The sequence below is a fragment of the Streptomyces diastatochromogenes genome (assembly GCF_002242805.1).
In the GTDB taxonomy this organism is placed as follows: Bacteria; Actinomycetota; Actinomycetes; order Streptomycetales; family Streptomycetaceae; genus Streptomyces; species Streptomyces diastatochromogenes.
In genome coordinates this window covers 154939-177078 of sequence record NZ_MCGQ01000027.1, presented here as the reverse complement: position 1 = coordinate 177078, position 22140 = coordinate 154939, and the positions used below count along the sequence as shown (strand labels likewise).

General features: G+C 71.8%; 20 protein-coding genes. 6 read left to right on the top strand and 14 right to left on the bottom strand.

Annotated features, from left to right (window positions below; translation table 11 throughout):
- A partial coding sequence (locus BEK98_RS29870) for an ATP-binding protein (RefSeq protein ID WP_143684178.1) occupies positions 1 to 562 on the bottom strand: 562 nt, incomplete at its 3' end.
- A gap of 319 nt (positions 563 to 881) precedes the next feature.
- On the opposite strand from BEK98_RS29870, the gene BEK98_RS29865 reads away from it, so the two are divergent.
- The 4 genes from BEK98_RS29865 to BEK98_RS29850 all read left to right on the top strand — a co-directional run bounded on the left by BEK98_RS29865 (position 882) and on the right by BEK98_RS29850 (position 3756).
- Entirely contained in the window at positions 882 to 1757 is an 876-nt protein-coding gene (locus BEK98_RS29865) for a helix-turn-helix domain-containing protein (protein WP_094219814.1), read from the top strand.
- A 26-nt stretch (positions 1758 to 1783) separates the two neighbouring features.
- Positions 1784 to 1996 carry a DUF397 domain-containing protein gene (locus BEK98_RS29860; protein WP_094219813.1) on the top strand — a complete coding sequence of 71 codons (213 nt, stop codon included), beginning with the start codon at positions 1784 to 1786 and terminating at the stop codon, positions 1994 to 1996.
- Positions 1997 to 2066: 70 nt separating this feature from the next.
- The gene (locus BEK98_RS29855) at positions 2067 to 2882 is read left to right on the top strand and encodes an SAM-dependent methyltransferase (protein ID WP_094219812.1); all 816 of its coding nucleotides are present in this window, start codon (positions 2067 to 2069) and stop codon (positions 2880 to 2882) included.
- Positions 2883 to 3255: 373 nt separating this feature from the next.
- Positions 3256 to 3756: a hypothetical protein gene (locus BEK98_RS29850; protein WP_094219795.1), complete on the top strand. Its 501-nt coding sequence runs from the start codon at positions 3256 to 3258 to the stop codon at positions 3754 to 3756.
- 65 nt (positions 3757 to 3821) lie between these two features.
- On the opposite strand, the gene BEK98_RS29845 is transcribed toward BEK98_RS29850, so the two are convergent.
- From BEK98_RS29845 to BEK98_RS29810, 8 genes are all read right to left on the bottom strand, one after another.
- On the bottom strand, positions 3822 to 4883 hold the full coding sequence (locus BEK98_RS29845) for a glycerophosphodiester phosphodiesterase family protein (RefSeq protein ID WP_094219794.1): 1062 nt from the start codon (positions 4881 to 4883) through the stop codon (positions 3822 to 3824).
- Between the two features lie 101 nt (positions 4884 to 4984).
- Positions 4985 to 6151, bottom strand: a complete 1167-nt coding sequence (locus BEK98_RS29840) for a PP2C family protein-serine/threonine phosphatase (protein WP_094219793.1) — start codon at positions 6149 to 6151, stop codon at positions 4985 to 4987.
- A 67-nt stretch (positions 6152 to 6218) separates the two neighbouring features.
- The gene (locus BEK98_RS29835) at positions 6219 to 7208 is read right to left on the bottom strand and encodes an aldo/keto reductase (protein WP_094219792.1); all 990 of its coding nucleotides are present in this window, start codon (positions 7206 to 7208) and stop codon (positions 6219 to 6221) included.
- Between the two features lie 174 nt (positions 7209 to 7382).
- Complete coding sequence (locus tag BEK98_RS29830; protein WP_094219791.1) at positions 7383 to 8609, bottom strand: cytochrome P450 family protein; 1227 nt, start codon at positions 8607 to 8609, stop codon at positions 7383 to 7385.
- Entirely contained in the window at positions 8606 to 9829 is a 1224-nt protein-coding gene (locus BEK98_RS29825) for a cytochrome P450 (protein ID WP_094219790.1), read from the bottom strand. Before BEK98_RS29825 ends, BEK98_RS29830 begins: the two co-directional genes overlap by 4 nt.
- Before the next feature lie 15 nt (positions 9830 to 9844).
- A complete protein-coding gene (locus BEK98_RS29820) occupies positions 9845 to 10192 on the bottom strand; it encodes a DUF742 domain-containing protein (RefSeq protein ID WP_094219789.1) in 348 nt (115 codons plus the stop codon).
- The gene (locus tag BEK98_RS29815) at positions 10189 to 10596 is read right to left on the bottom strand and encodes a roadblock/LC7 domain-containing protein (RefSeq protein ID WP_094219788.1); all 408 of its coding nucleotides are present in this window, start codon (positions 10594 to 10596) and stop codon (positions 10189 to 10191) included. The genes BEK98_RS29820 and BEK98_RS29815 overlap by 4 nt, the downstream gene beginning before the upstream one ends.
- A complete protein-coding gene (locus BEK98_RS29810; protein ID WP_094219787.1) occupies positions 10593 to 12050 on the bottom strand; it encodes a sensor histidine kinase in 1458 nt (485 codons plus the stop codon). Before BEK98_RS29810 ends, BEK98_RS29815 begins: the two co-directional genes overlap by 4 nt.
- A 488-nt stretch (positions 12051 to 12538) precedes the next feature.
- Between BEK98_RS29810 and BEK98_RS29805 the strand changes: the two genes are divergently transcribed.
- Entirely contained in the window at positions 12539 to 13429 is an 891-nt protein-coding gene (locus BEK98_RS29805; protein WP_244202062.1) for a hypothetical protein, read from the top strand.
- Positions 13430 to 13461: 32 nt separating this feature from the next.
- On the opposite strand, the gene BEK98_RS29800 is transcribed toward BEK98_RS29805, so the two are convergent.
- Positions 13462 to 14607: a PQQ-dependent sugar dehydrogenase gene (locus tag BEK98_RS29800; protein WP_094219786.1), complete on the bottom strand. Its 1146-nt coding sequence runs from the start codon at positions 14605 to 14607 to the stop codon at positions 13462 to 13464.
- Positions 14608 to 14939: 332 nt separating this feature from the next.
- Between BEK98_RS29800 and BEK98_RS29795 the strand changes: the two genes are divergently transcribed.
- Positions 14940 to 18314, top strand: a complete 3375-nt coding sequence (locus tag BEK98_RS29795) for a pyruvate carboxylase (RefSeq protein WP_094219785.1) — start codon at positions 14940 to 14942, stop codon at positions 18312 to 18314.
- 47 nt (positions 18315 to 18361) lie between these two features.
- On the opposite strand, the gene BEK98_RS29790 is transcribed toward BEK98_RS29795, so the two are convergent.
- From BEK98_RS29790 to BEK98_RS29775, 4 genes are all read right to left on the bottom strand, one after another.
- On the bottom strand, positions 18362 to 19327 hold the full coding sequence (locus BEK98_RS29790; protein WP_094219784.1) for an SMP-30/gluconolactonase/LRE family protein: 966 nt from the start codon (positions 19325 to 19327) through the stop codon (positions 18362 to 18364).
- A gap of 163 nt (positions 19328 to 19490) precedes the next feature.
- Entirely contained in the window at positions 19491 to 19943 is a 453-nt protein-coding gene (locus BEK98_RS29785; RefSeq protein WP_094219783.1) for a hypothetical protein, read from the bottom strand.
- Between the two features lie 95 nt (positions 19944 to 20038).
- Positions 20039 to 20815: a polysaccharide lyase family 7 protein gene (locus tag BEK98_RS29780; RefSeq protein ID WP_094219782.1), complete on the bottom strand. Its 777-nt coding sequence runs from the start codon at positions 20813 to 20815 to the stop codon at positions 20039 to 20041.
- 112 nt (positions 20816 to 20927) lie between these two features.
- Positions 20928 to 22136 (bottom strand): carbohydrate-binding protein, encoded by a 1209-nt coding sequence (locus BEK98_RS29775; protein ID WP_094219781.1) that lies wholly within the window; start codon positions 22134 to 22136, stop codon positions 20928 to 20930.
- Positions 22137 to 22140 lie beyond the last annotated feature (4 nt).

Sequence of the window (22140 nt, the reverse complement as noted above, 5' to 3'; positions counted from 1 at the left end):
CGACCAGGAAGAGCCCGCGTCCGTTCTGGTCGTCCGGCCCGGACCGGCGCGGGACCGGGCGGGCGGAACCGCGGTTCTGGTCCTCGACCTCGAGCCGCACCCGGTCCGCGGTGCTGCGCACCCGGCACACGATCCGTTCGCCGGCCGCGTGCACCAGCGCGTTGGTGACCAGCTCCGAGACGACGAGGACCGCGTCGTCCCGGGCGGGCTCGGCGACTCCCCAGGCGGTCAGCAGGTCCCGCAGCACACGGCGGGCCGTGCCGACCGCCGCCGGCAGGGCCGGCAGTTCGAAGGCGGCTGTGGGGCCGGGAGCCGCGGCCCCGGAGGCGAGCGGGTCGGGGCCCTCGGGCCCAGGGAGTCGACCCGGGTGCTCGCCTCCGGGTGGTCTGGAGGTGCCGGCCGCCTCCGCGGGCCGGTGAGCGGGCTCCATGGCGGCCGGGATGCGGACCGGAACGCCGATCGGAGGCAGCCGCAGGGGGGACGGGGGTGCGGGCGGCCGGCCGGGGATCCGGTCCTCGGGCAGCCGGTGGAGCGGTTGGGGGAGGGAGGAGGGCGGAGTCATCGCCGTACGCCTTTCGTCCGGCCTCGTGTCGTGGGGGGTGTCGGTGTCGGAGGGCCGGCCGCTCGGGGATCGGACGACACACCGCCTCCCATGAGGCCGTGGTGCAGCCCGGTCTCCCCCAACTGGACTGCGGCGCCCGCTCCTTCGGTCAGCCGGAGCAGTGAGTCCACTGTGTCACCCGCCAACAACCGCTCGCAACCAGCAAGTTGAAAATTGCAGGAAGCCAAGTGCATGCTGCTTCCGGCAGCAAGTGATCGAATGGGTGGGTGCGGGCGATCGCGTGAGACGGTGACCCTGAAACCCGTGTGAGGGGGTGGGCGTGACCGCGGAGACCGACTGGGGCGGCGCCCCTTCCGTTCTGCGCATGATCCTCGGCAGACAGCTGGAGGAGCTGCGGACCCGGGCCGGCCTGACCTATGAGCAGGCGGGCGAGGCCATCGGCGTCAGCCACTCCACCATCCGCCGTATGGAGGCCGCCAAGGTCGCCCGGCTGCGCCTCGCGGACGCCGAGAAGCTCCTCCAGGTCTACGGCGTGACGGACCGGCAGGAGATCGACACCTTCCTGCAGTCGGTGCGGGAGGCCAACAAGCGCGGCTGGTGGCACACCTACCGCGATGTCATGCCCGACTGGTTCGCCGCCTATCTCAGCCTGGAGCAGGCGGCACTGCAGATCCGGGCGTACGAGAACCAGTTCGTGCACGGCCTGCTGCAGACCGAGGACTACGCGCGCGCCCTGCTGAGCGCCGGCAATCCGCATGCCTCGGCCGAGGCCACCGAACGCCGGGTCGCGCTGCGCATGCGCCGCCAGGAGCTGCTGGCCCGGCAGGGGCCGCCACGGCTGTGGGTCGTCATGGACGAGACCGTGCTGCGCTGGCCGGTCGGCGGGCCCGAGGTGATGCGCGCCCAGATCGGCCATCTCATCGAGGTCAACCGGCTGCCCCATGTCACCCTGCAGCTCATGCCGTTCGCCAACGGTCCGCACCCGGCGATGCGGGCGGGCGCGTACCACCTCTTCCGGTTCCGGGCCCGCGAACTGCCCGACATCGTCTACCTCAACGGCTTGGTGGGCGCCGTCTACCTGGACAAGTGCGACGACGTCGTGGTGTACCGCGAGGCCCTGGACCGGCTGGGCGCCCAGGCGGCGCCCGCCAGAAAGACCGAGACCCTGCTCGGTGCGATGCGCAAGGAGCTGTGACCGTGCACCCTCCCATACACAACGGCATGCCGGCCCGGCAGCTGGGCGCCCGCGGCTGGACCAAGCCGTGGAGCGACGACGCCGGCGGCGCCTGCGTGGAAGTGAAGAGGCTCGCCGACGGACGGGTCGCCGTACGCCAGTCCACCGACCCCGACGGTCCGGCGCTGGTGTTCACGTCCCACGAGATGTCGAGCTTCCTGACCGGAGTGAAGGAGGGCGACGCCGACTTCCTGCTGTGAGCGTGCCTGTTGGACGCACCCCTTTTTGACGCAGGTTCCACACCCCCCGACCCGAATGGGAGACATGGCGTTGTCCGACAACGGATGGCCGGCCGACCGCATCGACACCGAGAACGCCCACTCCGCCCGCATCTACGACTACATCCTCGGCGGTAAGGACTACTACCCCGCCGACCAGGAGGCGGGCGACGCCATGTCCCGGGAGTGGCCCGCCCTCCCGGTCCACATGCGCGCCAACCGCGACTTCATGAACCGTGCCGTGCGCTGGCTCGCCGAGGAGGCGGGCATGCGCCAGTTCCTGGACATCGGCACCGGCATCCCGACCTCGCCCAACCTGCATGAGATCGCCCAGACGGTGGCCCCCGAGTCCCGGGTCGTCTACGTCGACAACGACCCGATCGTCCTGACCCTCTCCCAGGGCCTGCTGGCCAGCGCGCCCGAGGGCCGGACCTCGTACATCGAGGCCGACTTCCGCGACCCGGCGGCCATCCTGGACGCCCCGGAACTGCGCGAGACCCTCGATCTGAGCAAGCCGGTCGCCCTCACCGTCATCGCGATCGTCCACTTCATGCTGGACGAGCACGACGCGGTCGGTGTCGTACGCCGCCTGCTGGAGCCGCTGCCGTCGGGCAGCTACCTGGCGATGTCCATCGGCACCGCGGAGTTCGCGCCCGACGAGGTCGGCCGGGTCGCCCGCGAGTACGCGGCCCGCAACATGCCGATGCGGCTGCGCACCATCGACGAGGCCCACGAGTTCTTCGAGGGCCTGGACCTGGTCGAACCCGGCATCGTCCAGGTGCACAAGTGGCACCCCGACGGCACCGGCGAGAAGGACATCCGCGACGAGGACATCGCGATGTACGGCGCGGTGGCCCTGAAGCCGTGACCAACCCGGGGCCGGGTTCCGACCCACCTCCCGGAACCCGGCCCCGTTCATGCCGTACGGCGGGGCGGGCCGCCCCCGGCCGGTAGCGCGAGGCCATGTACCGCGAGGACGACGAACGGGGCACCCGGATGGCCCTCGGCCACCTCGCCCGGCTGGTCGAGGAGCGGAATCCGCCGACGACCTGAACGGATCTGGCCGAAATGACGGGGAAACGGTCCGGAATTCGGCACAACCTCTGCCGACGTGTCGGGCGCCCGGAAATACGGGGAAGGAAAGTCCGGAGAAGCGGAACCGGGCGGAGGGAAATGCGGTCTTAAAGTCCGTCGACGGCCGGGATCGGGCCGGTCGCGAAGAAACCGGGGGAACGAGAAAAATGTCCGTAAGCCGCCGCAAGACCCTCCTGACCGCAGTCGCCCTCACCGCCGGCCTCTCCCTGGCCGCCGTCACGCCCGCCCTGGCCGGCTCCGGCGCGAGCCACGCCCCGCGTGCCGCCGCCGTCTCCTCCGCCCAGGGCGACCCGCGCAACGTCACCCAGCACGTGGCCGACTTCTACGGCGCCTACATCGACTCCGTCTGGGCCACCGAGGACCCGGCGGCCGGCGCCAACGCCAAGGCCCTGCGCGCCTTCTACCTGACCTCCGCCGCCCAGAAGAAGGTCGCCGCGTACGAGAAGAAGAACCACGCCGACGGCATCCTGTTCGCGCAGAACGTGCCGGTGAAGTGGAAGGTCGTCTACACCGGCTCCGGCGCGGGCCACGCCACCAGCAGGGTCACGCTCACCTGGGGCGATGGTCCCGGCGCCGAGGTCACCAAGATCGACGTCAGGTCCGACCTGAACACCCTGAAGATCACCGACCTCAAGCCGGCCCGCTGACCGGCCGCAGGGCGCAGTCCCGCCCCGCCCCCACTCGGGGCGGGGCTCGCGGCTTTCCGGGGCGGCTACGCCCGGCCGTGCGGGTAGTACGGCCGCGGCAGCCGCATGCCGCGGTCGGCCATGATCTGCCGTACGTGGTTGGGGTAGTTGGTGATGATCCCGTCGACGCCGAAGTCCATCAACGCCTCCACCGTCGCCGGGTCGTCGCAGGTCCAGGGGACCACCTTCAGCCCGCGGGCGTGCGCCTCGGCGACCATCGCCGCGTCCGAGTAGAAGCGGAAGCCGGGGTCGCCGACCTTCCCGCTCTGCGGGAAGCCGTAGTTGGGGGAGAGGGTCGTGACCCCGGGGATGGTGGCGGCCGCCTTCACGAAATCACCGCCGTAGTCGTCGGCGTCGATCCCGCCGAGCCACGGGGACGCGCCGGGCTGACCCACCTGCAGGAAGTCGTAGTTCGTCAGTGCCACCAGCGGCCAGCGCGGCGCCAGTCGGTGCATCAGCTTCAGCGCGCCCCAGTCGAACGACTGGATGGTGACCTGCTGCTCGATGCCGGAGCGGTGGATCTCCTCGTACACCCGGCGCACGAACACCTCGCGCGGCGCGGTCTGTTCGGGCGCGCCCGCCTCGACCTTGGTCTCGATGTTCAGCTTGACCTGCCGGGCGTGGTAGCTCTTGACCAGGTCCAGGACGTCCTTCAACTCGACCATCCGGAAGCCCTTGACGACCTCCTGATCGGGGAAGCCGGGCAGCTGCTGGTAGCCGCAGTCCAGCGTCTTGATCTGAGCGAGCGTCAGATCCTTGATGTACTTGCCGACATACGGGTACATCGGGTCCCCGGGTGTGACCGGGCCGGTGTCGCGGCACTTGACGCCGTTGATCTGCCGGTCGTGGTTGACGACGACCTTCAGGTCCTTGGTGACGTGGGTGTCCAGCTCCAGCGTGGACACCCCGAGCCGCATCGCCTTGCCGAAACCCTCCAGCGACTCCTCGGTGGTCATGCCGATACCACCACGGTGGGCCTGGAGGTCGAAACGGGCCTGCGGCGGCTTGGCCTGGGCCGCCTGCGCGGTGGCCGGGAACGCGAGCGCCGGCAGCAGGGCGAGGCCGGTGAGCAGGTGTCGTAAGGACATCGGAACTCCCTGTTCTCGAGGCGCCCGAGATTCTCCCAGGCGGCCGGCCGGGGCGGGCCACCTCCGGACCTGAACAAGGGGTGAAGGGTTTCCCGGGACGGTCATCCGGCCTCGGGCCGCGAGGAGTCGGCGCCGGCCATCCGTCCGTGCCCGTGGTGACGGCGCCGGACCGCGGGGGTGCGGTGCAGGGCGATGAGGGCGGCGTCGTCGTTCAGCCGGCCGCCCGCGTGGGCGAGCAGGTCGCGCCGCACATGGTGCATCAGCGCCTCCGGACTGTCGTCCGTCCAGCGCGCGACCCGCTCCGCCAGCGGATAGAACCGGCCGTGCGCGTCCCGGGCCTCGACGACACCGTCGGTGTACAGCAGCAGCGTGTCACCGGGCTCGAAGGAGAACACGTCCAGCGTGTGCTCGGTGGACCCGTGCACACCGAGGGGCGGCGACGGGTGCAGGCTCGGGACCGTGACCGCGTGCCCCGGGCTCAGCAGCAGCGGTGGGGGATGGCCGCAGCTGGTCATCCGGGTGACCGATTCCCGGTCCGGGATCTCCACCAGCAGGACGGTGGCGAAGCGCTCGCCCGTTTCCTCCTCCGTCTCCAGCTCGGTGGCGTAGCGGCTGATGCTCTGGTCGAGACCGGAGGCCAGGTCCGCCAGCGCGACATGCCGGTGCGCGCTCTCCCGGAACGCGCCGAGCAGCAGGGCCGCCTCCCCGATGGAAGGCAGCCCTTTACCGCGTACGTCGCCGATCAGCACCCGCACCGTGTTGTCGCAGCGGGTCGCCGCGTACAGGTCGCCGCCGATCTGCGCCTCGTCCTCGGCGGCCAGGTACAGGGAGGCGATCCGCAGCGGGCCGATGTACTCGGGCAGCGGCCACATCAGCACGTGCTGCGCGGCCTCGGCGACCGTGCGGACCTGCGCCAGCTGGGCCTGGCGCCGCTCCCGCACCGCGCTGTAGACCACGCACATGACCGAGAGCACCGCGAGGGTGACGAGCTGCACGACGTGGTTCGAGGTGGCGATCCCGCCGTGCAGGAAGGCGATCAGTGTCTGGGCGGCCAGCGCCAGCGCCCCCACGAACGCCGTGGTCCGGGGCCCGGCGAAGGACGGCGTGAGTGCCGGGGCGATGACCAGGGCCGGGCCCAGATGGATGCTCTCGGGGGAGCGGATGTCCACCACGGTGATCACCAGGATGAGCACGACCGGGAGCAGGAGCAGCGCGTGCGTCGACTGCCATGGCTGCCGCGGACCAGCACCCCACTGCCGGGGCTTCATGCCTACAGCGTGCGCCCGGAATGAGAATCGGGCACTCCGGACGCACGCCGTGGGTCGCCCAGCGTGGCTAGCGGTTCACCGAGCGCATCCCGGCCTCGTCGTAGCGCTCGCCCGCCGCCTCGGGCAGCTCGGCGTCGATGCGGGCGAGGTCCTCCTTGGTCAGTTCGATGTCGGCCGCGGCCGCGTTCTGCTCCAGGTAGGTACGGCGCTTGGTGCCCGGGATCGGGACCAGGTCCTCGCCCTGGGCCAGCACCCAGGCGATGGCCAGCTGCGCGGGCGTCACGTCCTTCTCCGCGGCGATCTCCTTGACCTTGGCGGCCAGCCGGAGGTTCGCCTCGAAGTTGGCGTCCGTGAAGCGCGGGCTGGTGCGGCGGTAGTCGTTCTCGTCCAGCTCGGTGGGGGAGGAGAAGCGGCCGGCGAGGAAGCCGCGGCCGAGCGGGGAGTACGGGACGAAGCCGATGCCGAGTTCCCGGCAGGCCGGCAGCACCTCGGCCTCCGGGTCCCGCGTCCACAGCGAGTACTCGGTCTGCACGGCGGTGATCGGGTGGACGGCGTGGGCGCGCCGGATGGTCTCCGCGCTCGCCTCGCTCAGCCCGATGTGCCGGATCTTGCCCTCGGCGACCAGCTCGGCCAGGGCGCCGACCGTCTCCTCGATGGGCACGTTCGGGTCGACCCGGTGCTGGTAGTAGAGGTCGATGTAGTCGGTGCCGAGCCGCTCCAGCGAGCCGTGGACGGAGCTGCGGACGTGCTCGGCCGAGCCGTCCTGCCGGCCCACCGTGGTCATGTCCCCCGGTACGGCGTCGTCCATCCGGTAGTTGAACTTGGTGGCGATGACGTACTCGTCGCGGTGCCCCCGGATCGCCTCGCCGACCAGCGACTCGTTGGTGAGCGGGCCGTAGAGCTGCGCGGTGTCGAGGAAGTCGATGCCCAGCTCCAGGGCGCGCCGGATGGTCGCGATGCCCTCGTCCTGGTCCGTGGTGCCGTAGAAGGCAGACATGCCCATGCACCCGAGGCCGATGGCCGATACCTGGAGATCCCGCAGACTGCGCTGTCGCATGAGGTGTCCCAGCCTTTCCCGCACACTCGATCGTCGTTCCGTACGGCACGAAGGCCCTCATCCATCTAGCGACGGATTCCGTCACCCGGCATCCCGTGCGGGAGGCCGGACGACGTGACCTTCGTGCGCCGGTATGTCGGCGACGCTATGACTTGGAGCGCACTCGAAGTCAACTCAGCCGTTCAGACGGACCGGCAGCTCGAACAGGTCGTTCTGGGTGACCACCGGCTTGTTGCGCAGCTCCGACGCCGGCACCGCCGGCTCCAGGGCGGGGAAGCGGGCGTACAGCGCGGGCAGTGCCACCCCCGCCTCCAGCCGGGACAGCGCCGCGCCGGGGCACACGTGCGGGCCGTGCCCGAAGGAGATGTGACGGTTCCTCGTCTCCCGCGTGATGTCGAACTCCCCGGCGCTCGGGCCGTGCGAGTTCTCGTCGCGGCCGATCGCGCCGTACGACACGATCAGCGCGTCCCCGGCCGGGAGCACCTGGTCACCCACCGGTACGTCCTCGGTCGCGAAGCGGATCAGGACGTGCGAGGTCGGGGTCGAGTAGCGCAGCGTCTCCTCGATCACCGCCGGCCAGTCCGCCTGCCCGGACAGCACCAGGGCCCGCTGGTCGGGGTGGGCGGAGAGGTTGACCACGGCGTTCACGATCAGGGAGATCGTCGTCTCGTGACCCGCCGCGACCATCAGCTGGAGGGTGGAGACGATCTCCTCGTCCGTCAGGTGGTCGCCGTCCTCGGAGGCGAGGATCAGGGCGCTGGTCAGGTCGTCGCCGGGCTCGGCGCGCTTCGCCGCCACCGTCTCCGCCATGATCCCCGCCAGCTCGGTGAGGGTCGCGACGACCTGCTCGGGCGGGGTCTGCGTGGAGAAGAACCTCTCGAACAGCACCTGCAGGCGGGGCAGCCGTGCCTTGTCGAGGCCCATCAGGTCCGCGACGACGTACATGGGCAGCGGGTAGGCGAAGGCGGCCTTGAGGTCCACGACCTCCTCGCCGGTGGGCAGCGCGTCGAGCAGGTCCTGGGTGAGCTTCTCGATCCGCTCCCGCATCCGCTCCACCCGGCGCGGGGTGAGCGCCTGCGCGACCAGTGTGCGCAGGCGGCGGTGGTCGGTGCCGTCCACGGTGAGCATGGAACGGCCCGGGTTGGCGAGACCGATCAGCGGCCAGTCCGCCGGTATCTGGCCGCGCTGCCAGGCGCCCCACACGTCGATGTCCTTCACCAGGCGCGGGTCGGTGAGCAGCGCCTTGGCCTCGGCGTGGTGGGTGACGGCCCACACCGGGACGCCGCCCGGCAGTTCCACGGCGGCGAGCGGGCCGGCCGCGCGCAGCGCCGCGCTCTCGCCGTCCAGGTCGGTGACGAAGGGGTCGAGGGCGATCCGGGCGTGGTCGGTTCCGGTCGTCATCGTGGGGTGCCTCCCAGGGCAGGTAGGGGCGTGAACCGGACGGGCAACTCGGTCAGTCCCCCGAGCCAGGGCGAGGGGCGGCGGGCGAGGGACTCGGCGGGCACCGCCAGGTCGAGGTCGGGCAGCCGGTCCAGGACGACCTCGATGCCGGTCCGCGCGATCACCTCGGCGATCTCCTGCGCGGGGAACGGGCAGCGGTGCTCGCCGTGGCCGAACGCGAAGTGCGCGCTGTTCCCGCCGGTCAGCGCGGAGGCGTCGGTGCGGACCTGCGGATCGGAGTTGGCGCCCTGCAGGCCGAGCAGCAGCAGGTCGCCGGCCCGGACCGGGCGGCCGCCGAGGTGGGTGTCGCGGGCGGCCCAGCGGCCGGCCACGTTCTGGGTCGGCGTGTCCTCCCACAGCACCTCGTTCATCGCCTCGGCGACGCTGCCCTGACCGCCGAACAGGGAGGCGGCGAACCGGTCGTCGGTGAGCATCAGCCTGAGCGAGTTGCCGATCCAGTCGGCGGTCGGCTGGTGCCCGGCCGCCATCATCACCATCAGGTCCTGCGCGATCTCCTCGTCGGTGAAGCCGCCGGCGTCGGCGAGCATCCGGGAGACCACGTCGCCCGCCGGTTCCCTCCTGCGGTCGGCGAGCAACTGCCCCATGGAGGCGGCCAGATGGGCCTGACCCGCGAGGGCCCGTCCCTGTCCGTCGATCATGTCGTTGAGGGCGGTGACCAGACCCGGGCCGTCCTCGTCCGGGAAGCCGTACAGCCGGGCGAGGACCCGTACCGGCAGCAGCATCGCATAGTGCGCGACCAGGTCGGTCTCGCCCGCGGCGCAGACCGCGTCGATCAGCTCGTCCGCGAACCGCTCGGCGTGGCCCCGCAGTTCGAAGGGGTCCACCGCTTCCAACGCGTCGCTGATCATCGCGGCGCGCTGCCGGTGCCGTTCGCCCACGGTGTAGAGGATCGACGGCTGCCGGTGGCCGATCATCGGCAGCAGGGGCCAGTCGGCCGGGATGTTCGGCCACTGGTTCCACAGCTCGGAGTCCCGGCTGAACAGCACCGGATCGCCGGTCACCTGGTGCAGTTCGCGGTACCCGAGCACCAGCCAGGCCGGGACGCCGCCGTCGAGCAGCACGGGGACCACGGAGCCGTGCTCGCGCCGCATCTCCCGGTACAGGCGGGCCGGTTCGGTCCGGAAGCGGGGTCCGGTCAGGGGGACGGCGTCGGGGGTCACACGAACTCCTGTTGATCAGAGATTGCGGAGTGCAACGATCACCTGCTCCAGGATGTCGGGGTCGGTGACGGCCGGCCGGTGCGGATGACGGGCGCTGACCCGGCCCGCCGCCAGCAGGTCGCACAGCAGCACCCGGGTGATGCCGACGGGCAGTCCCAGCTCGGCCGCGATCTCGACCACCGAGGCCGGGAACTCGGTCATCCGCAGGATCGCCGCGTGCTCCGACTGCATGCCGGCCACCGGCTCCGACTCCGCGACGACCAGCGTGACCAGGTCGAAGGGGCTGTCGGGACCGGTCCGGCTGCGTCCCTGGGTGAGCGTGTAGAGACGGTCGGGGGCGTCGTCCCTGCCGGGCCGGTTCATGAGGTACGGGGCCGTGCGGTCAGGTGCTCGCCGAGCTGCTCGACCAGCTCGGTCATGTGGTGGCCGACTACCCCGGGGTCCGCTTCCTCCGTCGTCACGACGGCCAGATGGGCGCCCGCGCCCGCCTCGACGATGAACAGCACGCCTCCGTGGAACTCCGTCATCGCCGAGCGCACACCTCCGCTGCCGTCGCCGAACTCGACCGACGCTCCGCGTGACAGCGACTGGATCCCGGAGGCGAGCGCGGCGAGCTGGTCGGCCCGGTCGACGCTCAACTCCGGGGACCGGCACAGCCTCAGCCCGTCCCGGGACAGCACGAGCGCGTGCCGTGCCCCCGGTGTTCTCTCCAGCAGTCCCTCCAGGAGCCAGGTGAGCGTGTCGTCGGTGGTGCTCGGGCCGGTCATGAGGTGACGTCGCCTTCCGGGTGCGCGTGCGGAGGGGAGGAGGAGCCGTGCCCGGGCTCGTCGGCGGGCCCGGGAGCGGGGCGGAGGGCCTGGCGGAACGCGCCGAAGCGGCTGACCGGGGTCCTGGTCTCGTCGGTGCCCGGTGCGGGGCGGGACTCGGCGGTCCGGGGTGCCGGGCGGGGCCGTTCGGACTCGGCGGGGGTGCGGCCGCGGCGCCGCCTGGGCAGCCCGGTCGGGCCCTCGCCCGCGTCCGGCGCCGGGGACTCGTGGACCGGCGAGGGGTCCGCGGTCACCGTGGGCTCGGCCGGCCGCCCCGCGTGCGGATGCTGTGCGGGGCCGGTGAGGATGTCCTGCGGTATGAGCATCAGCACGCCGGTGCCGCCCCGCGCCGACGGCCGGAAGGACACCTTCAGACCGTGCTTGCGGGCCAGCCGGCCCACCACGGCGAGCCCGAGCCGGGTCCCCGTCAGGCCGCCCAGCTCCGAGACGTCACCGGTGACCGCCCGCTCGGCACGGCGCAGCTGCACGTCCCCCATCGCCAGACCGCTGTCCTCCACGGACACGATGACACCGGCCGCCACCTCCTCGACGTAGACGTGCACTTCGGCCGTCGGCGGAGAGAACTTCGCGGCGTTGTCGAGGAGTTCGGCGAGCGCGTGCATCACGCCCTCGGCGGCGTGCCCGGCGACGGCGGCCTCGCTGACCGAGTGGAGCCGGACCCGCTGATAGCCGGCGATCCGGCCCAGCGCGCCGCGCAGCAGGGACTCCATCCCGATGGGCCGCGCCCACCTGCGGCCCGAACGCGCCCCGGTCAGGACGGCGACGGAGTCGGCGAGCCGGCCGGCCTGGGCCGTGCGATGGTCCAGGTGGAGGAGGTCGGCGAGGACGTCCTCGTCGGTGTGCCGGTCCTCCATCGCCCGCAGATCGGCGAGGGTCGCCGTGGCGAGGGCCTGCAGCCGGGCGGCCGCGTTGGCGGTCGCGGAGACCGCCGCGGCCCGCTCGCGCCGAGCCTGCCGCAGCTCCTCCGCCAGCCGGGTGTTCTCGGCGCGAGCCCGGTCCAGCTCCTGCGCGCCCTGCTCGGCGAGCCGCGCTCGGTCGGCCGTGAACTCCGCCTGCTGAGCCGCCAGTTCGTCGATGAGCCGCTGCTGTTCCCGACGTGTCTCCTCGGCCGTGCGGGTCTGTTGCTGCAGCAGCCGTCCGATGTCCCGGGTCGCGTTCTCCAGCCTGCGCCGGGTGCCGCGCGCGGTGTGCCCGGCGTGTGCCGCCGTGGCCACGGCGGCACAGAGCACGACCGCCGCCGTACCCCCGCCCCAGGCGAGCGGCGCACGCGCCGACTCGGGCGCGGCCGACACGGCCGCGAGGACCAGGAGCGCCGACAGCGCACCGGACACGGCGAGGGCGGTGGTGAGCGTACGGAAGGAAGGGCGTTCGCCGGGATGCGTGGGCACGGTCATCGGTCCGGTGTGGTCCTCGCGGCAGAGAGGGCGAGCAGGGGCGGGCGGGTAGCGGAGCGACTCTCGAGAGTGAACTGGCGGTCACTATACGAGAGTTGGTGATCGAATCTGGCAGGTTCGGGCGTGTTTCCCTGAAGTGGACGGTCGAACCTGTGCGTTAGTCGGGGCCGAGTGCCTCGGGGCCGTACGGTCACCCACCCTCCGGTCGGGGACGGTTCCGAGGCTGGGCGGGTTGCCTCTCGTACGCCTGTTTCTTGTCACTGCGACGCAGGCCGGAGGGATCTTGACGCCCGGCCCCGGGCTGGCTGAACTGTGAGCGACCGGATCGGGGCGGCCCCGGCGCAGAGGGTGGAATCGTACATCAGTACGATGACGGATGAAACGGGTGGAATGCGAGCAAACTCCCCGCACGGCCGAGGTACGGGGAGCGGGGTGAAGGGGGCGATGCGGGTGACGGGGGACCGAGGGGCGAGGGGCTGCGGCGCCTCATGAGCGCAGACGGGAGCACCGCCGGGCACACGGACCAGGTCCGTGCCGTGCCCGCGCGCCTCGCCCGGTTCACCGGGCGCACGCTGCGGGCGGAGTGGTACGCCATCGTCGTCGACCCGGTGCGGTTGCTCGCCCGGCGCGGACTGCCCGGACTGTTACTGGCGTTCGTCGCCGCGTTCGGGGTCATCTTCTTCCACGACGTCGCACAGCACCCCACCGGAGCGCTGTGGGTCAAAAGGCTCGGTGGCGTCACCGCCGACCTGCCGCTGTGGCTGTCCCTGCTGCGCACCCCGGTGTCGCTGTACGTCCCGGCGCTCGATCTGCCGGTGTGGGCGGGCATCGCCCAGCTGTTCCTCGCCTTCGCCCTCGCCGAACTGATCCTCGGCCGGGCCCGGACCCTGGCGATCGCCTACGTCACCACCCTGGCCGGCACGCTCACCGCCCGCGTGATGATCGCGCTCGGCCCGGGCTGGTGGGGGTTCGGACTGCCGCACGCGTGCGGCAAGGTGCTCGACACCGGACCCTCGGCGGCCGTCGTGGGCCTGTTCACCTATCTGGCCGTCGTCCGGCGCGCACCCGTGGTGTTCACGCTGACCGGAGGCTCGATGGTGTGGGAGTCCCTCGCGGTTCCGAACCTCGCCGGACGCGAGCACCTGATCGCGGTGGGCACGTCGCTCGTCCTGGGCCTCCTGCACGGCCGCCGGGAGCGGCTGCGGTCCCTCGTGCGCTCGGCGCCGCCGGCACGGACCGCCGAGCCCGCTCCGGTGCGGGCCGTGCCGGTACCGGTTCCCGCGCAGCCGGATCGCCCCCGGTCCGCGGATCCCGCCCCCGAGGCCGTCCTGCCTTCCCCCGAACGCCGGCCGACGAGGGCGGACGTCAGCCGACGGTGACCTTGGGGCTCAGCCGATGGCGACCTCGCGGCTCAGCCGATGGTGACCTTGAGGATGACGTCCTTGTTCGTGCCGGTGTTGCCGCTGGAGCCGAGCCACAGCTGGTCGGCGCCCGGGACCTTGGCCACTGCGCGCAGTCGGCCGTAGGTGCCCTGGTAGTAGGACGTGGCAGGGCCGATGCCCGTGCCGCTGGCGTCGATGGGCAACCGCCACAGCCGCTTCCCGAGCAGTGTGGAGACATAGAGGACGTCGTTCACGATCGCGACCTGGGCGGGTACGCCCCCCTCCGCCGGCTTCCAGACCATCTTGGGGTTGGTCATGCCCGGGGTGGAGCAGGTTCCCTCGCAGGTGGGCCAGCCGTAGTTCCGGCCCTTCTCGATGAGGTTGAGTTCGTCCCACGCGGTCCGGCCGATGTCGGCAGCCCACAGCCTGCCCCGGGAATCCCACGCCAGGCCTTCGGGGTTGCGCAGGCCGAGGCTGTACACGCGGTTGCCGAAGGGGTTTCCGGGTGCCGCGGCACCGCTCTTGGTGATGCGCAGGATCTTCCCGTTGAGGGAGTTCTTGTCCTGCGCCGCCTTGTTGTCATGGCCATCGCCCGTGGTGACGTACAGGTATCCGTCGGGACCGAAGGCGATCGTGCCGCCGTTGTGGTCCCCGCCCCTCTTGATGCCGCTGATCACGACGGTGTAGCCGCTGAGCGAGGTGCCGTCGAAGCGCATCTTCACGACCCGGGTGCCGTCGGCGACCGTGTGGACGAAGAACACGTCCTTGTCCGTCGTGCCGTTCCAGGTCGGTGAGACGGCCACGCCCAGCAGCCCGCCGTCCGCCATCGCGGGATCGGGATCCGCGGCGACCGTGTTCGGCACCGTGCCCACCTTCTTCCTGGAGCCGTCGGGCTTGAGGAGCCACACCGCGGACGTGTAGCGCTCGGTCACCAGTGCGCTCGTCGTCTTCGGCAGGAAGGAGAGGCCCCAGGGATTCGCCCACTTGTCGGCCAGGCGGCTGATGCCCGTCGGCGCACCGCCCTTGTGGGACGCGCCGTCCCCACCGCTGGGGGCGGACTGCGCGGCCGCGCCCGGCGAGGGGAGCAGGGCCGCGGCCACCACGGCGGTGACGGCGGTGAGAGCGGATATACCCGGACGGACTCGATGCAGCGCACGGTGTGCCAGACGGGACATCTGGTTGCCTTCCTGTCGTGGGGGGAGGGGACCGCGTCATTCCCTCGGAGCGGGAACGGGTGGCCGCAAATGGCGAGGCCGCAGCGTGGGGCTGGTCCCTTCGAGGAGTATCGAGCGCTGATCGACACGGCAGCCACCTGGACTGACCCATCCTGCTGAGCGGAACCGACCTCGGGGCGGAACGGCTCTCACCGGCATGTCCGTGCCACGTCAATGTGACGCTTTTCGCACTTCGACCCGTGCGGGCGCACCCTAATGTTGCCGCGACGTACCGCAAGGCATGGCTGACACCATGGTGTTCGTCGCCGGCAGGCAGCTGAAGGGAATCCATGATGTTCCGCAAGGTGCTGGTCGCCAACCGTGGAGAGATCGCGATCCGCGCGTTCCGGGCGGGCTACGAACTCGGCGCGCGTACGGTCGCCGTGTTCCCGCACGAGGACCGCAACTCGCTGCACCGGCTGAAGGCCGACGAGGCCTACGAGATCGGGGAACCGGGGCACCCCGTGCGGGCCTACCTCTCCGTCGAGGAGATCGTGGGCGCCGCACGCCGGGCGGGCGCCGACGCCGTCTACCCGGGTTACGGCTTCCTGTCCGAGAACCCCGAACTCGCCCGCGCCTGCGAGGAGGCGGGCATCACCTTCGTCGGGCCGAGCGCGCACACGCTGGAGCTGACCGGCAACAAGGCCCGCGCGGTCGCCGCGGCCCGGGCGGCGGGCGTGCCCGTGCTGGGCTCGTCCGCGCCCTCCAACGACGTCGACGAACTCGTCCGTGCCGCGGAGGAGATCGGTTTCCCGGTCTTCGTCAAGGCGGTCGCGGGCGGCGGCGGGCGCGGCATGCGCCGCGTCGAGGACCCCGCCCAGCTGCGCGAGTCCATCGAGGCCGCCTCCCGCGAGGCCGCGTCCGCGTTCGGCGACCCGACCGTCTTCCTGGAGAAGGCCGTCGTCGACCCGCGCCACATCGAGGTGCAGATCCTCGCCGACGGCGAGGGCAACGTCATTCACCTCTTCGAGCGAGACTGCTCGCTGCAGCGCCGCCACCAGAAGGTCATCGAGCTGGCACCCGCGCCCAACCTCGACCCCGAGCTGCGCGACCGGATCTGCGCCGACGCCGTGCGCTTCGCCCGCGAGATCGGCTACCGCAACGCGGGCACCGTGGAGTTCCTCCTCGACCGCGACGGCAACCACGTCTTCATCGAGATGAACCCGCGCATCCAGGTCGAGCACACGGTCACCGAGGAGGTCACCGACGTCGACCTGGTCCAGGCCCAGCTGCGCATCGCCTCCGGCGAGACCCTCGCCGACCTCGGCCTGTCCCAGGACACCGTCACCCTGCGCGGCGCCGCCCTCCAGTGCCGGATCACCACCGAGGACCCGGCCAACGGCTTCCGCCCGGACACCGGCCGGATCAGCGCCTACCGCTCCCCGGGCGGCTCCGGCATCCGCCTCGACGGCGGCACCACCCACGCGGGTACGGAGATCAGCGCGCACTTCGACTCGATGCTGGTCAAACTCACCTGCCGGGGCCGGGACTTCAGGGCCGCCATCGGACGCGCCCGGCGTGCCGTCGCCGAGTTCCGCATCCGCGGCGTGGCCACCAACATCCCGTTCCTGCAGGCCGTCCTGGACGACCCCGACTTCCAGGCCGGGCGGGTCACCACCTCGTTCATCGAGCAGCGCCCGCACCTGCTGACCGCCCGCAGCTCCGCCGACCGCGGCACCAAGCTGCTCACCTACCTCGCCGACGTCACCGTCAACAAGCCGCACGGTAAGCGCCCCGACCTGCTCGACCCGGTCACCAAGCTGCCGCCGCTGCCCGCCGGCGAGCCCCCGGCCGGCTCCCGGCAGCGGCTGGTCGACCTCGGCCCCGAGGGCTTCGCCCGGCACCTGCGCGAGTCGCCGACCATCGGCGTCACCGACACCACCTTCCGCGACGCCCACCAGTCGCTGCTCGCCACCCGGGTCCGCACCAGGGACCTGCTCGCCGTCGCCCCGGTCGTCGCCCGCACCCTGCCCGAACTGCTGTCCCTGGAGTGCTGGGGCGGTGCCACCTACGACGTCGCCCTGCGCTTCCTCGCCGAGGACCCGTGGGAGCGGCTGGCCGCCCTGCGCGAGGCCGTGCCCAACATCTGCCTCCAGATGCTGCTGCGCGGCCGCAACACCGTCGGCTACACCCCGTACCCGACCGAGGTCACCGACGCCTTCGTGCAGGAGGCCGCCGCCACCGGCATCGACATCTTCCGCATCTTCGACGCCCTCAACGACGTCGGCCAGATGCGGCCCGCCATCGACGCCGTACGCGAGACCGGCACGGCCGTCGCCGAGGTCGCCCTCTGCTACACCGCCGACCTCAACGACCCCGCCGAGCGGCTGTACACCCTCGACTACTACCTGCGCCTCGCCGAGCAGATCGTCGAGGCCGGCGCCCATGTCCTCGCCGTGAAGGACATGGCCGGACTGCTGCGCGCCCCGGCCGCCGCCAAGCTGGTGTCCGCGCTGCGCCGCGAGTTCGACCTGCCGGTGCATCTGCACACGCACGACACCGCGGGCGGCCAGCTCGCCACCTACCTCGCCGCGATCCAGGCGGGCGCCGACGCGGTGGACGGCGCGGTGGCCTCCATGGCGGGTACGACCTCGCAGCCGTCGCTGTCGGCGCTGGTCGCCGCCACCGACCACTCCGAGCGGCCCACCGGACTCGACCTCCAGGCCGTCGGCGACCTGGAGCCGTACTGGGAGGGCGTCCGGAAGATCTACGCCCCCTTCGAGGCGGGCCTAGCCTCCCCGACCGGGCGCGTCTACCACCACGAGATCCCCGGCGGCCAGCTCTCCAACCTGCGCACCCAGGCCGTCGCCCTCGGCCTCGGCGACCGCTTCGAGGACATCGAGGCCATGTACGCCGCCGCCGACCGCATTCTGGGCCGCCTGGTGAAGGTCACCCCGTCGTCCAAGGTCGTCGGCGACCTCGCCCTGCACCTGGTCGGCGCCGGCGTGAAGCCCGAGGACTTCGAGGCCACGCCCGACAGGTTCGACATCCCGGACTCGGTCATCGGCTTCCTGCGCGGCGAGCTGGGCACCCCGCCCGGCGGCTGGCCCGAGCCGTTCCGCACCAAGGCCCTCCAGGGCCGCGGCGAGCCCAAGCCGACACCCGAGCTGTCCGCCGAGGACCGCGACGGGCTGTCGAAGGACACGCGGGCGACGCTCAACCGGCTGCTGTTCCCCGGCCCGACCCGCGAGTTCGACACGCACCGGCAGTCCTTCGGCGACACCAGCGTGCTGGACAGCAAGGCCTTCTTCTACGGCCTGCGGCCCGCCAAGGAGTACGCCGTCGACCTGGAGCCCGGCGTGCGGCTGCTGATCGAGCTGCAGGCGGTCGGCGAGGCCGACGAGCGCGGTATGCGCACCGTGATGTCCTCGCTCAACGGCCAGCTGCGGCCCATCCAGGTACGTGACCGGGCGGCCGCCTCGGACGTGCCGGTGACGGAGAAGGCCGACCGCGCCGACCCGGGTCATGTGGCGGCGCCGTTCGCCGGTGTGGTGACGCTCGCGGTGGCCGAGGGCGACGAGGTCGCGGCCGGCGCGACGGTGGCCACCATCGAGGCGATGAAGATGGAGGCCACGATCACCGCGACCAAGGCGGGCCGGGTGTCCCGGCTGGCCATCAACCGGATCCAGCAGGTGGAGGGCGGCGACCTGCTGGTCGAGATCGCCTGATCCACGGCTCGCCGCGGCCGGGGCACACCCGGTCGCGGCGATTGGCCCTACAGACGGCCGAAGTAGTGGCGCAGGCGGGCGAGGAGCAGGTTCGGATCGTGCCGCGCGATGAGCGCGGCGCTGGTCACGTAGACGGTCCGGCCGCGTACCGCCACGGAGGTCGGGTTGGACAGCCCGTCCGTCGGCGTGAGGACGATCGTGTGGCTGCCGTCGCGGCCCACCAGGGCGACCCGGCCGCTCCCGTTCAGCGCGGCCAGGACGGTGCGGCCCGTGCCGGCGAAGGCGAAGTCGTCGATGCCGTCGAGGGCGGTGGCCTGGGTCTCGACGGGACCCGCGGTGTCGTCCTCGCGGACGGGGATGCGCAACAGCGTTCCCCGGTCGCTGTTCGACACCCATACGGCGCCTCGGTGGACCTTGATGCCGTTGGCGCCGAACCCGCCGGCCGGTCGGAGCTGCGTCCCGGTGGCCCAGGCCGTGGCCGGGCCGCCCGACTGCGGGACGCGCCAGACGGTGCCCAGCACCGAGTCGGCGGCGTAGAGCACGCCCCGGCGCTCGTCGAGGGCCAGCCCGTTGGGCAGCCCCGTCGGCGGCAGCGCGGCGATCTGCTCGGGCGTGCCGCCACCGGGGGCGATGCGCCAGATGCCGGTCTCACCGGTGCCGGTCGCGAAGTTGACGTACAGGGTGCCGTCGTGGGCGCGGGCGATGCCGGTGACGACGGCGCTGTGCACGAGCGGCGTGTCCGGGTTCGCCACGTCCGGCAGGGTCGCGCGGACGTCGGTGGTCCCGTCGAGGCCGACGTGGGCGACCTGCCGGGCGAAGGCGAAGGTGAGGTCGGCGGAGCCGTCCCCTTCGAGCGCGATGTTCTCGGGCGTCCGCCCGGTGGGCAGGTCGAAGTGGGCGACGATGTGCGCGTCGGTGACGACCGGCTCGTCGCCGGTGGCGGGAGCGGCCGCGGTCAGGCCGAGTGCGAGGGCGGCCGTGGCGGCACTCGCCAGGCGCGGGAGTCGGGGCATGTGACCTCTCTTCGGACGGCGCGCGAGGCGCCGGCGTGCGGGGTCACACCAACATGACGGTGCGCAGGTCACGGGGGCCTGGAGCCGGGGCCGCAGCGTCGCCCGCGCGGCCCACGGCACACCGCTGGACGAGGCTTGCCCGGGTGAGGCGCGGGCGCAGCGGTCAGTCCCAGAGCGGGTAGGTCACGACCTGCTTGAAGCCCTCCGGCCGGGCGCCCTCGTAGGTGAGGCTCATCCGGGTGTAGTGCTCGACGTCCGGATGCTTCTTCCACGGCCGCGGTTGGTCCAGGCGGACGGTCACCCGGTACGAGTGGAACCTGCCGGCCGCGCAGTACGGCTTGCAGTCGTTGACCGCGTTCACGCCCACGGCGGTCGCCGCCTGCCGACCCCACTGCGACCAGTGGAGCCCGAGCAGGCGGCTGTTGCCGTCGCCGCAGGCCAGGATGAAGTCGGCCGGGCGGACGTGGCGGTTCCAGAAGCAGTCGACCAGGACGGGCTTCGCGGGTTCGGCCTTCGGCGCCGTGGACGGCGGGCTGGCCGAGGCCGTGGTCATGGCCGCCGTGAGCAGGGCCCCCGCCGCGAGGGTGACCGCCGTTCCCACCAGTGATCCGCGCATGGCCGCTCCCACCCGTCGTGCCGTGTCCGACCGCGTGCACCTCGACGCTACGACCGTCCGCCCGGTTGCACCAGTCGCGCAGGTCGCGCGGCGTGTCACCCGTGCTGGACGGTCAGCCCGTAGAACGCGACCCGGGCCCCGTTCGTGGTGCTGTCCGAGGAGGACTGGTTGTAGGAACCCGCCTTGAAGTACTGCTTGTACGGCGAGAACGACGACGGGATGCCGTAGCGGGTGGTGGTGCCGTTGACGGTCAGCTCGATGGTGTTCCCGCCGGAGATCGCGATGGTGTAGCTCCACGTCTTGCCGATCGACACGTGTCCCACGGTGTGCGGGGTCTGGCCGCCGGAGGGCGAGTTCTCGGTGCCGAGCACGATGTCGCCGTCGGCGTGGTAGTACAGCTCCAGCAGCGGCTTGGTGGAGGAGCCGCCGGAGCCGAGGTGGATCTGGCCCACGCACACGTTCTTGGTCACGGAGACGACCCGCAGGGTCGCGCTCATCCGGTGGGATCCGCTGAGGGACCAGTCGGCGGCGCTGCCGTTGCGGTTCATCTCCCGCAGCTCGGAGCGGGCGTAGTTCGAGTTCGGCGTGGTCACGCCCTTCTCGGGCGCCCAGAAGGTCATCGCGCCGTCGCGGGTGTCGGTGTAGAAGTACGCGTCCTGGTAGCCGTTCGCGCCCTGCAGCCGGGACGACGGGATGGTGGTCGGGGAGCCGGGCGAGCCGACGGGCTCCTGGAGCTGCCATATCGACAGGTCGAAGTTGCCGCCGGGCGCGACATGCGGATCGGCCGCGTCGGCGCTGCCGCCGGTGAGGGCGGCGAGGGTGAGGGCGAAGCCCGCGGCGGTGGTGGCCGCGAGGAGCCGGGAACGGGGCATGTGGGGGTCCCTTCGTCAGACCCGGATGCGTTCAGCATGATGAACGCTGAACGCATCCTTGGTCGCCGGTGACCCGTGAAGTTAAAGGTCTGAACCTGACACGTCAAGAGGTTCAGCAGGCGCCCTCGTCCTGCCACGGACCCCACTCCGAGGCGCCGGGCACCTCGTTCTGGGTCCACCACTTGGCCTTCCAGTTGTGCTTGTTGTACGAGACCTCGTTCCCGGCCGTGTACACCGCCGTCGAACTCCAGGCGGTCTTGCAGGACGTCGGGGTCGGAGTGGGGGTGGGCGTGGGCGTGCTGGTCGGCGGGGTGACCCCGGCGAACTTCACCGAGTACTTCGCGAAGTCCCAGGAGTTCTGGGCCACGCTGGAGCAGGTGCCCGACGTACGGCCGCCGTTGTCGGCCGGTGTGCACTGGCGGTCGCGGTTCAGGGACCAGAAGGTGAAGCGGTCCATGTTGTGGCTGGTGGCGTAGTCCAGCACGGTCTGGAAGTCGGCCTGCGTGAAGTACTCGCCGGTGTCGCTGCGGCCGTTCATCCCGGAGAAGCCCTCGTGGGCGTAGGCCGTCGCCTGGTCCCAGCCGAAGGTGGACTGCAGGATCGAGTTGAAGTTGGTCAGCGCGCCGGTCTGGCTCGCCGCACCGTTGAAGCCGCCGTCGAAGGGCATGATGGAGAAGTTGTTCGGGGTGAACCCCTGCGACTTGGCCTCCAGCAGCATCTGCTTGCCGAACCAGCCGGTGCCGTCCGCCGTGCCGGCGGTGGTCACGGACACGTACAGACCCGGGTTGTTCTGCTGCAGGATCTTCGCCGCGCCGATCTCGTTCTTGATCGCCGCGGTGTTCTCGTACTCCGGCTCCTCCAGGTCGAAGTCGATGGCGCGCAGCCCGTACTTGGTGATGACCTGCTGATACGCGGCCGCCGTGGCGGCGGCGTCCGAGCAGGTCTGCCCGAGCTTGGTGCCCCCGTACCCGCCGATGGAGACGGAGACGTCACCGCCCTTGGCGCGGATCGTGTTGATCACCGACTGGACGGCGGTGTCCGAGGAGACCGCGGCCGTGCCGCCCCAGGTCGGGGAGCAGCCACCGCCGTTGGGGGCCAGGACGAAGGCCAGTTGGAAGGCCTTCAGGCCGGTCGCGTCCATGATCGCGGACGCGTCCGGCGGGTCGTTGTCCAGCGGCATCAGATAGGGGGCGGCGGCGTACCAGCGGTTGCTGAGCGCGGTGGTCGCGCCCGAGGCGTTGCCCGCGGCGAGCGCGGCCGTACCCGCGGCGGCGAGGGTGACGGCCGCCGCCGCGCTCAGACATGCGTGTAGACGTCTCACTGGG

What these genes read in the sequence shown, in the direction of transcription:
- BEK98_RS29840 (WP_094219793.1), bottom strand. Translation starts at nt 6,151, where the DNA reads ATGAAGCCCCGGCAGTGGGGTGCTGGTCCGCGGCAGCCATGGCAGTCG.
- BEK98_RS29785 (WP_094219783.1), bottom strand. Translation starts at nt 19,943, where the DNA reads ATGCGCGGATCACTGGTGGGAACGGCGGTCACCCTCGCGGCGGGGGCC.
- BEK98_RS29800 (WP_094219786.1), bottom strand. Translation starts at nt 14,607, where the DNA reads ATGTCCCGTCTGGCACACCGTGCGCTGCATCGAGTCCGTCCGGGTATA.
- BEK98_RS29850 (WP_094219795.1), top strand. Translation starts at nt 3,256, where the DNA reads ATGTCCGTAAGCCGCCGCAAGACCCTCCTGACCGCAGTCGCCCTCACC.
- BEK98_RS29815 (WP_094219788.1), bottom strand. Translation starts at nt 10,596, where the DNA reads ATGACCGGCCCGAGCACCACCGACGACACGCTCACCTGGCTCCTGGAG.
- BEK98_RS29805 (WP_244202062.1), top strand. Translation starts at nt 12,539, where the DNA reads ATGAGCGCAGACGGGAGCACCGCCGGGCACACGGACCAGGTCCGTGCC.
- BEK98_RS29860 (WP_094219813.1), top strand. Translation starts at nt 1,784, where the DNA reads ATGCCGGCCCGGCAGCTGGGCGCCCGCGGCTGGACCAAGCCGTGGAGC.
- BEK98_RS29830 (WP_094219791.1), bottom strand. Translation starts at nt 8,609, where the DNA reads ATGACGACCGGAACCGACCACGCCCGGATCGCCCTCGACCCCTTCGTC.
- BEK98_RS29790 (WP_094219784.1), bottom strand. Translation starts at nt 19,327, where the DNA reads ATGCCCCGACTCCCGCGCCTGGCGAGTGCCGCCACGGCCGCCCTCGCA.
- BEK98_RS29780 (WP_094219782.1), bottom strand. Translation starts at nt 20,815, where the DNA reads ATGCCCCGTTCCCGGCTCCTCGCGGCCACCACCGCCGCGGGCTTCGCC.
- BEK98_RS29835 (WP_094219792.1), bottom strand. Translation starts at nt 7,208, where the DNA reads ATGCGACAGCGCAGTCTGCGGGATCTCCAGGTATCGGCCATCGGCCTC.
- BEK98_RS29845 (WP_094219794.1), bottom strand. Translation starts at nt 4,883, where the DNA reads ATGTCCTTACGACACCTGCTCACCGGCCTCGCCCTGCTGCCGGCGCTC.
- BEK98_RS29810 (WP_094219787.1), bottom strand. Translation starts at nt 12,050, where the DNA reads ATGACCGTGCCCACGCATCCCGGCGAACGCCCTTCCTTCCGTACGCTC.
- BEK98_RS29795 (WP_094219785.1), top strand. Translation starts at nt 14,940, where the DNA reads ATGTTCCGCAAGGTGCTGGTCGCCAACCGTGGAGAGATCGCGATCCGC.
- BEK98_RS29820 (WP_094219789.1), bottom strand. Translation starts at nt 10,192, where the DNA reads ATGAACCGGCCCGGCAGGGACGACGCCCCCGACCGTCTCTACACGCTC.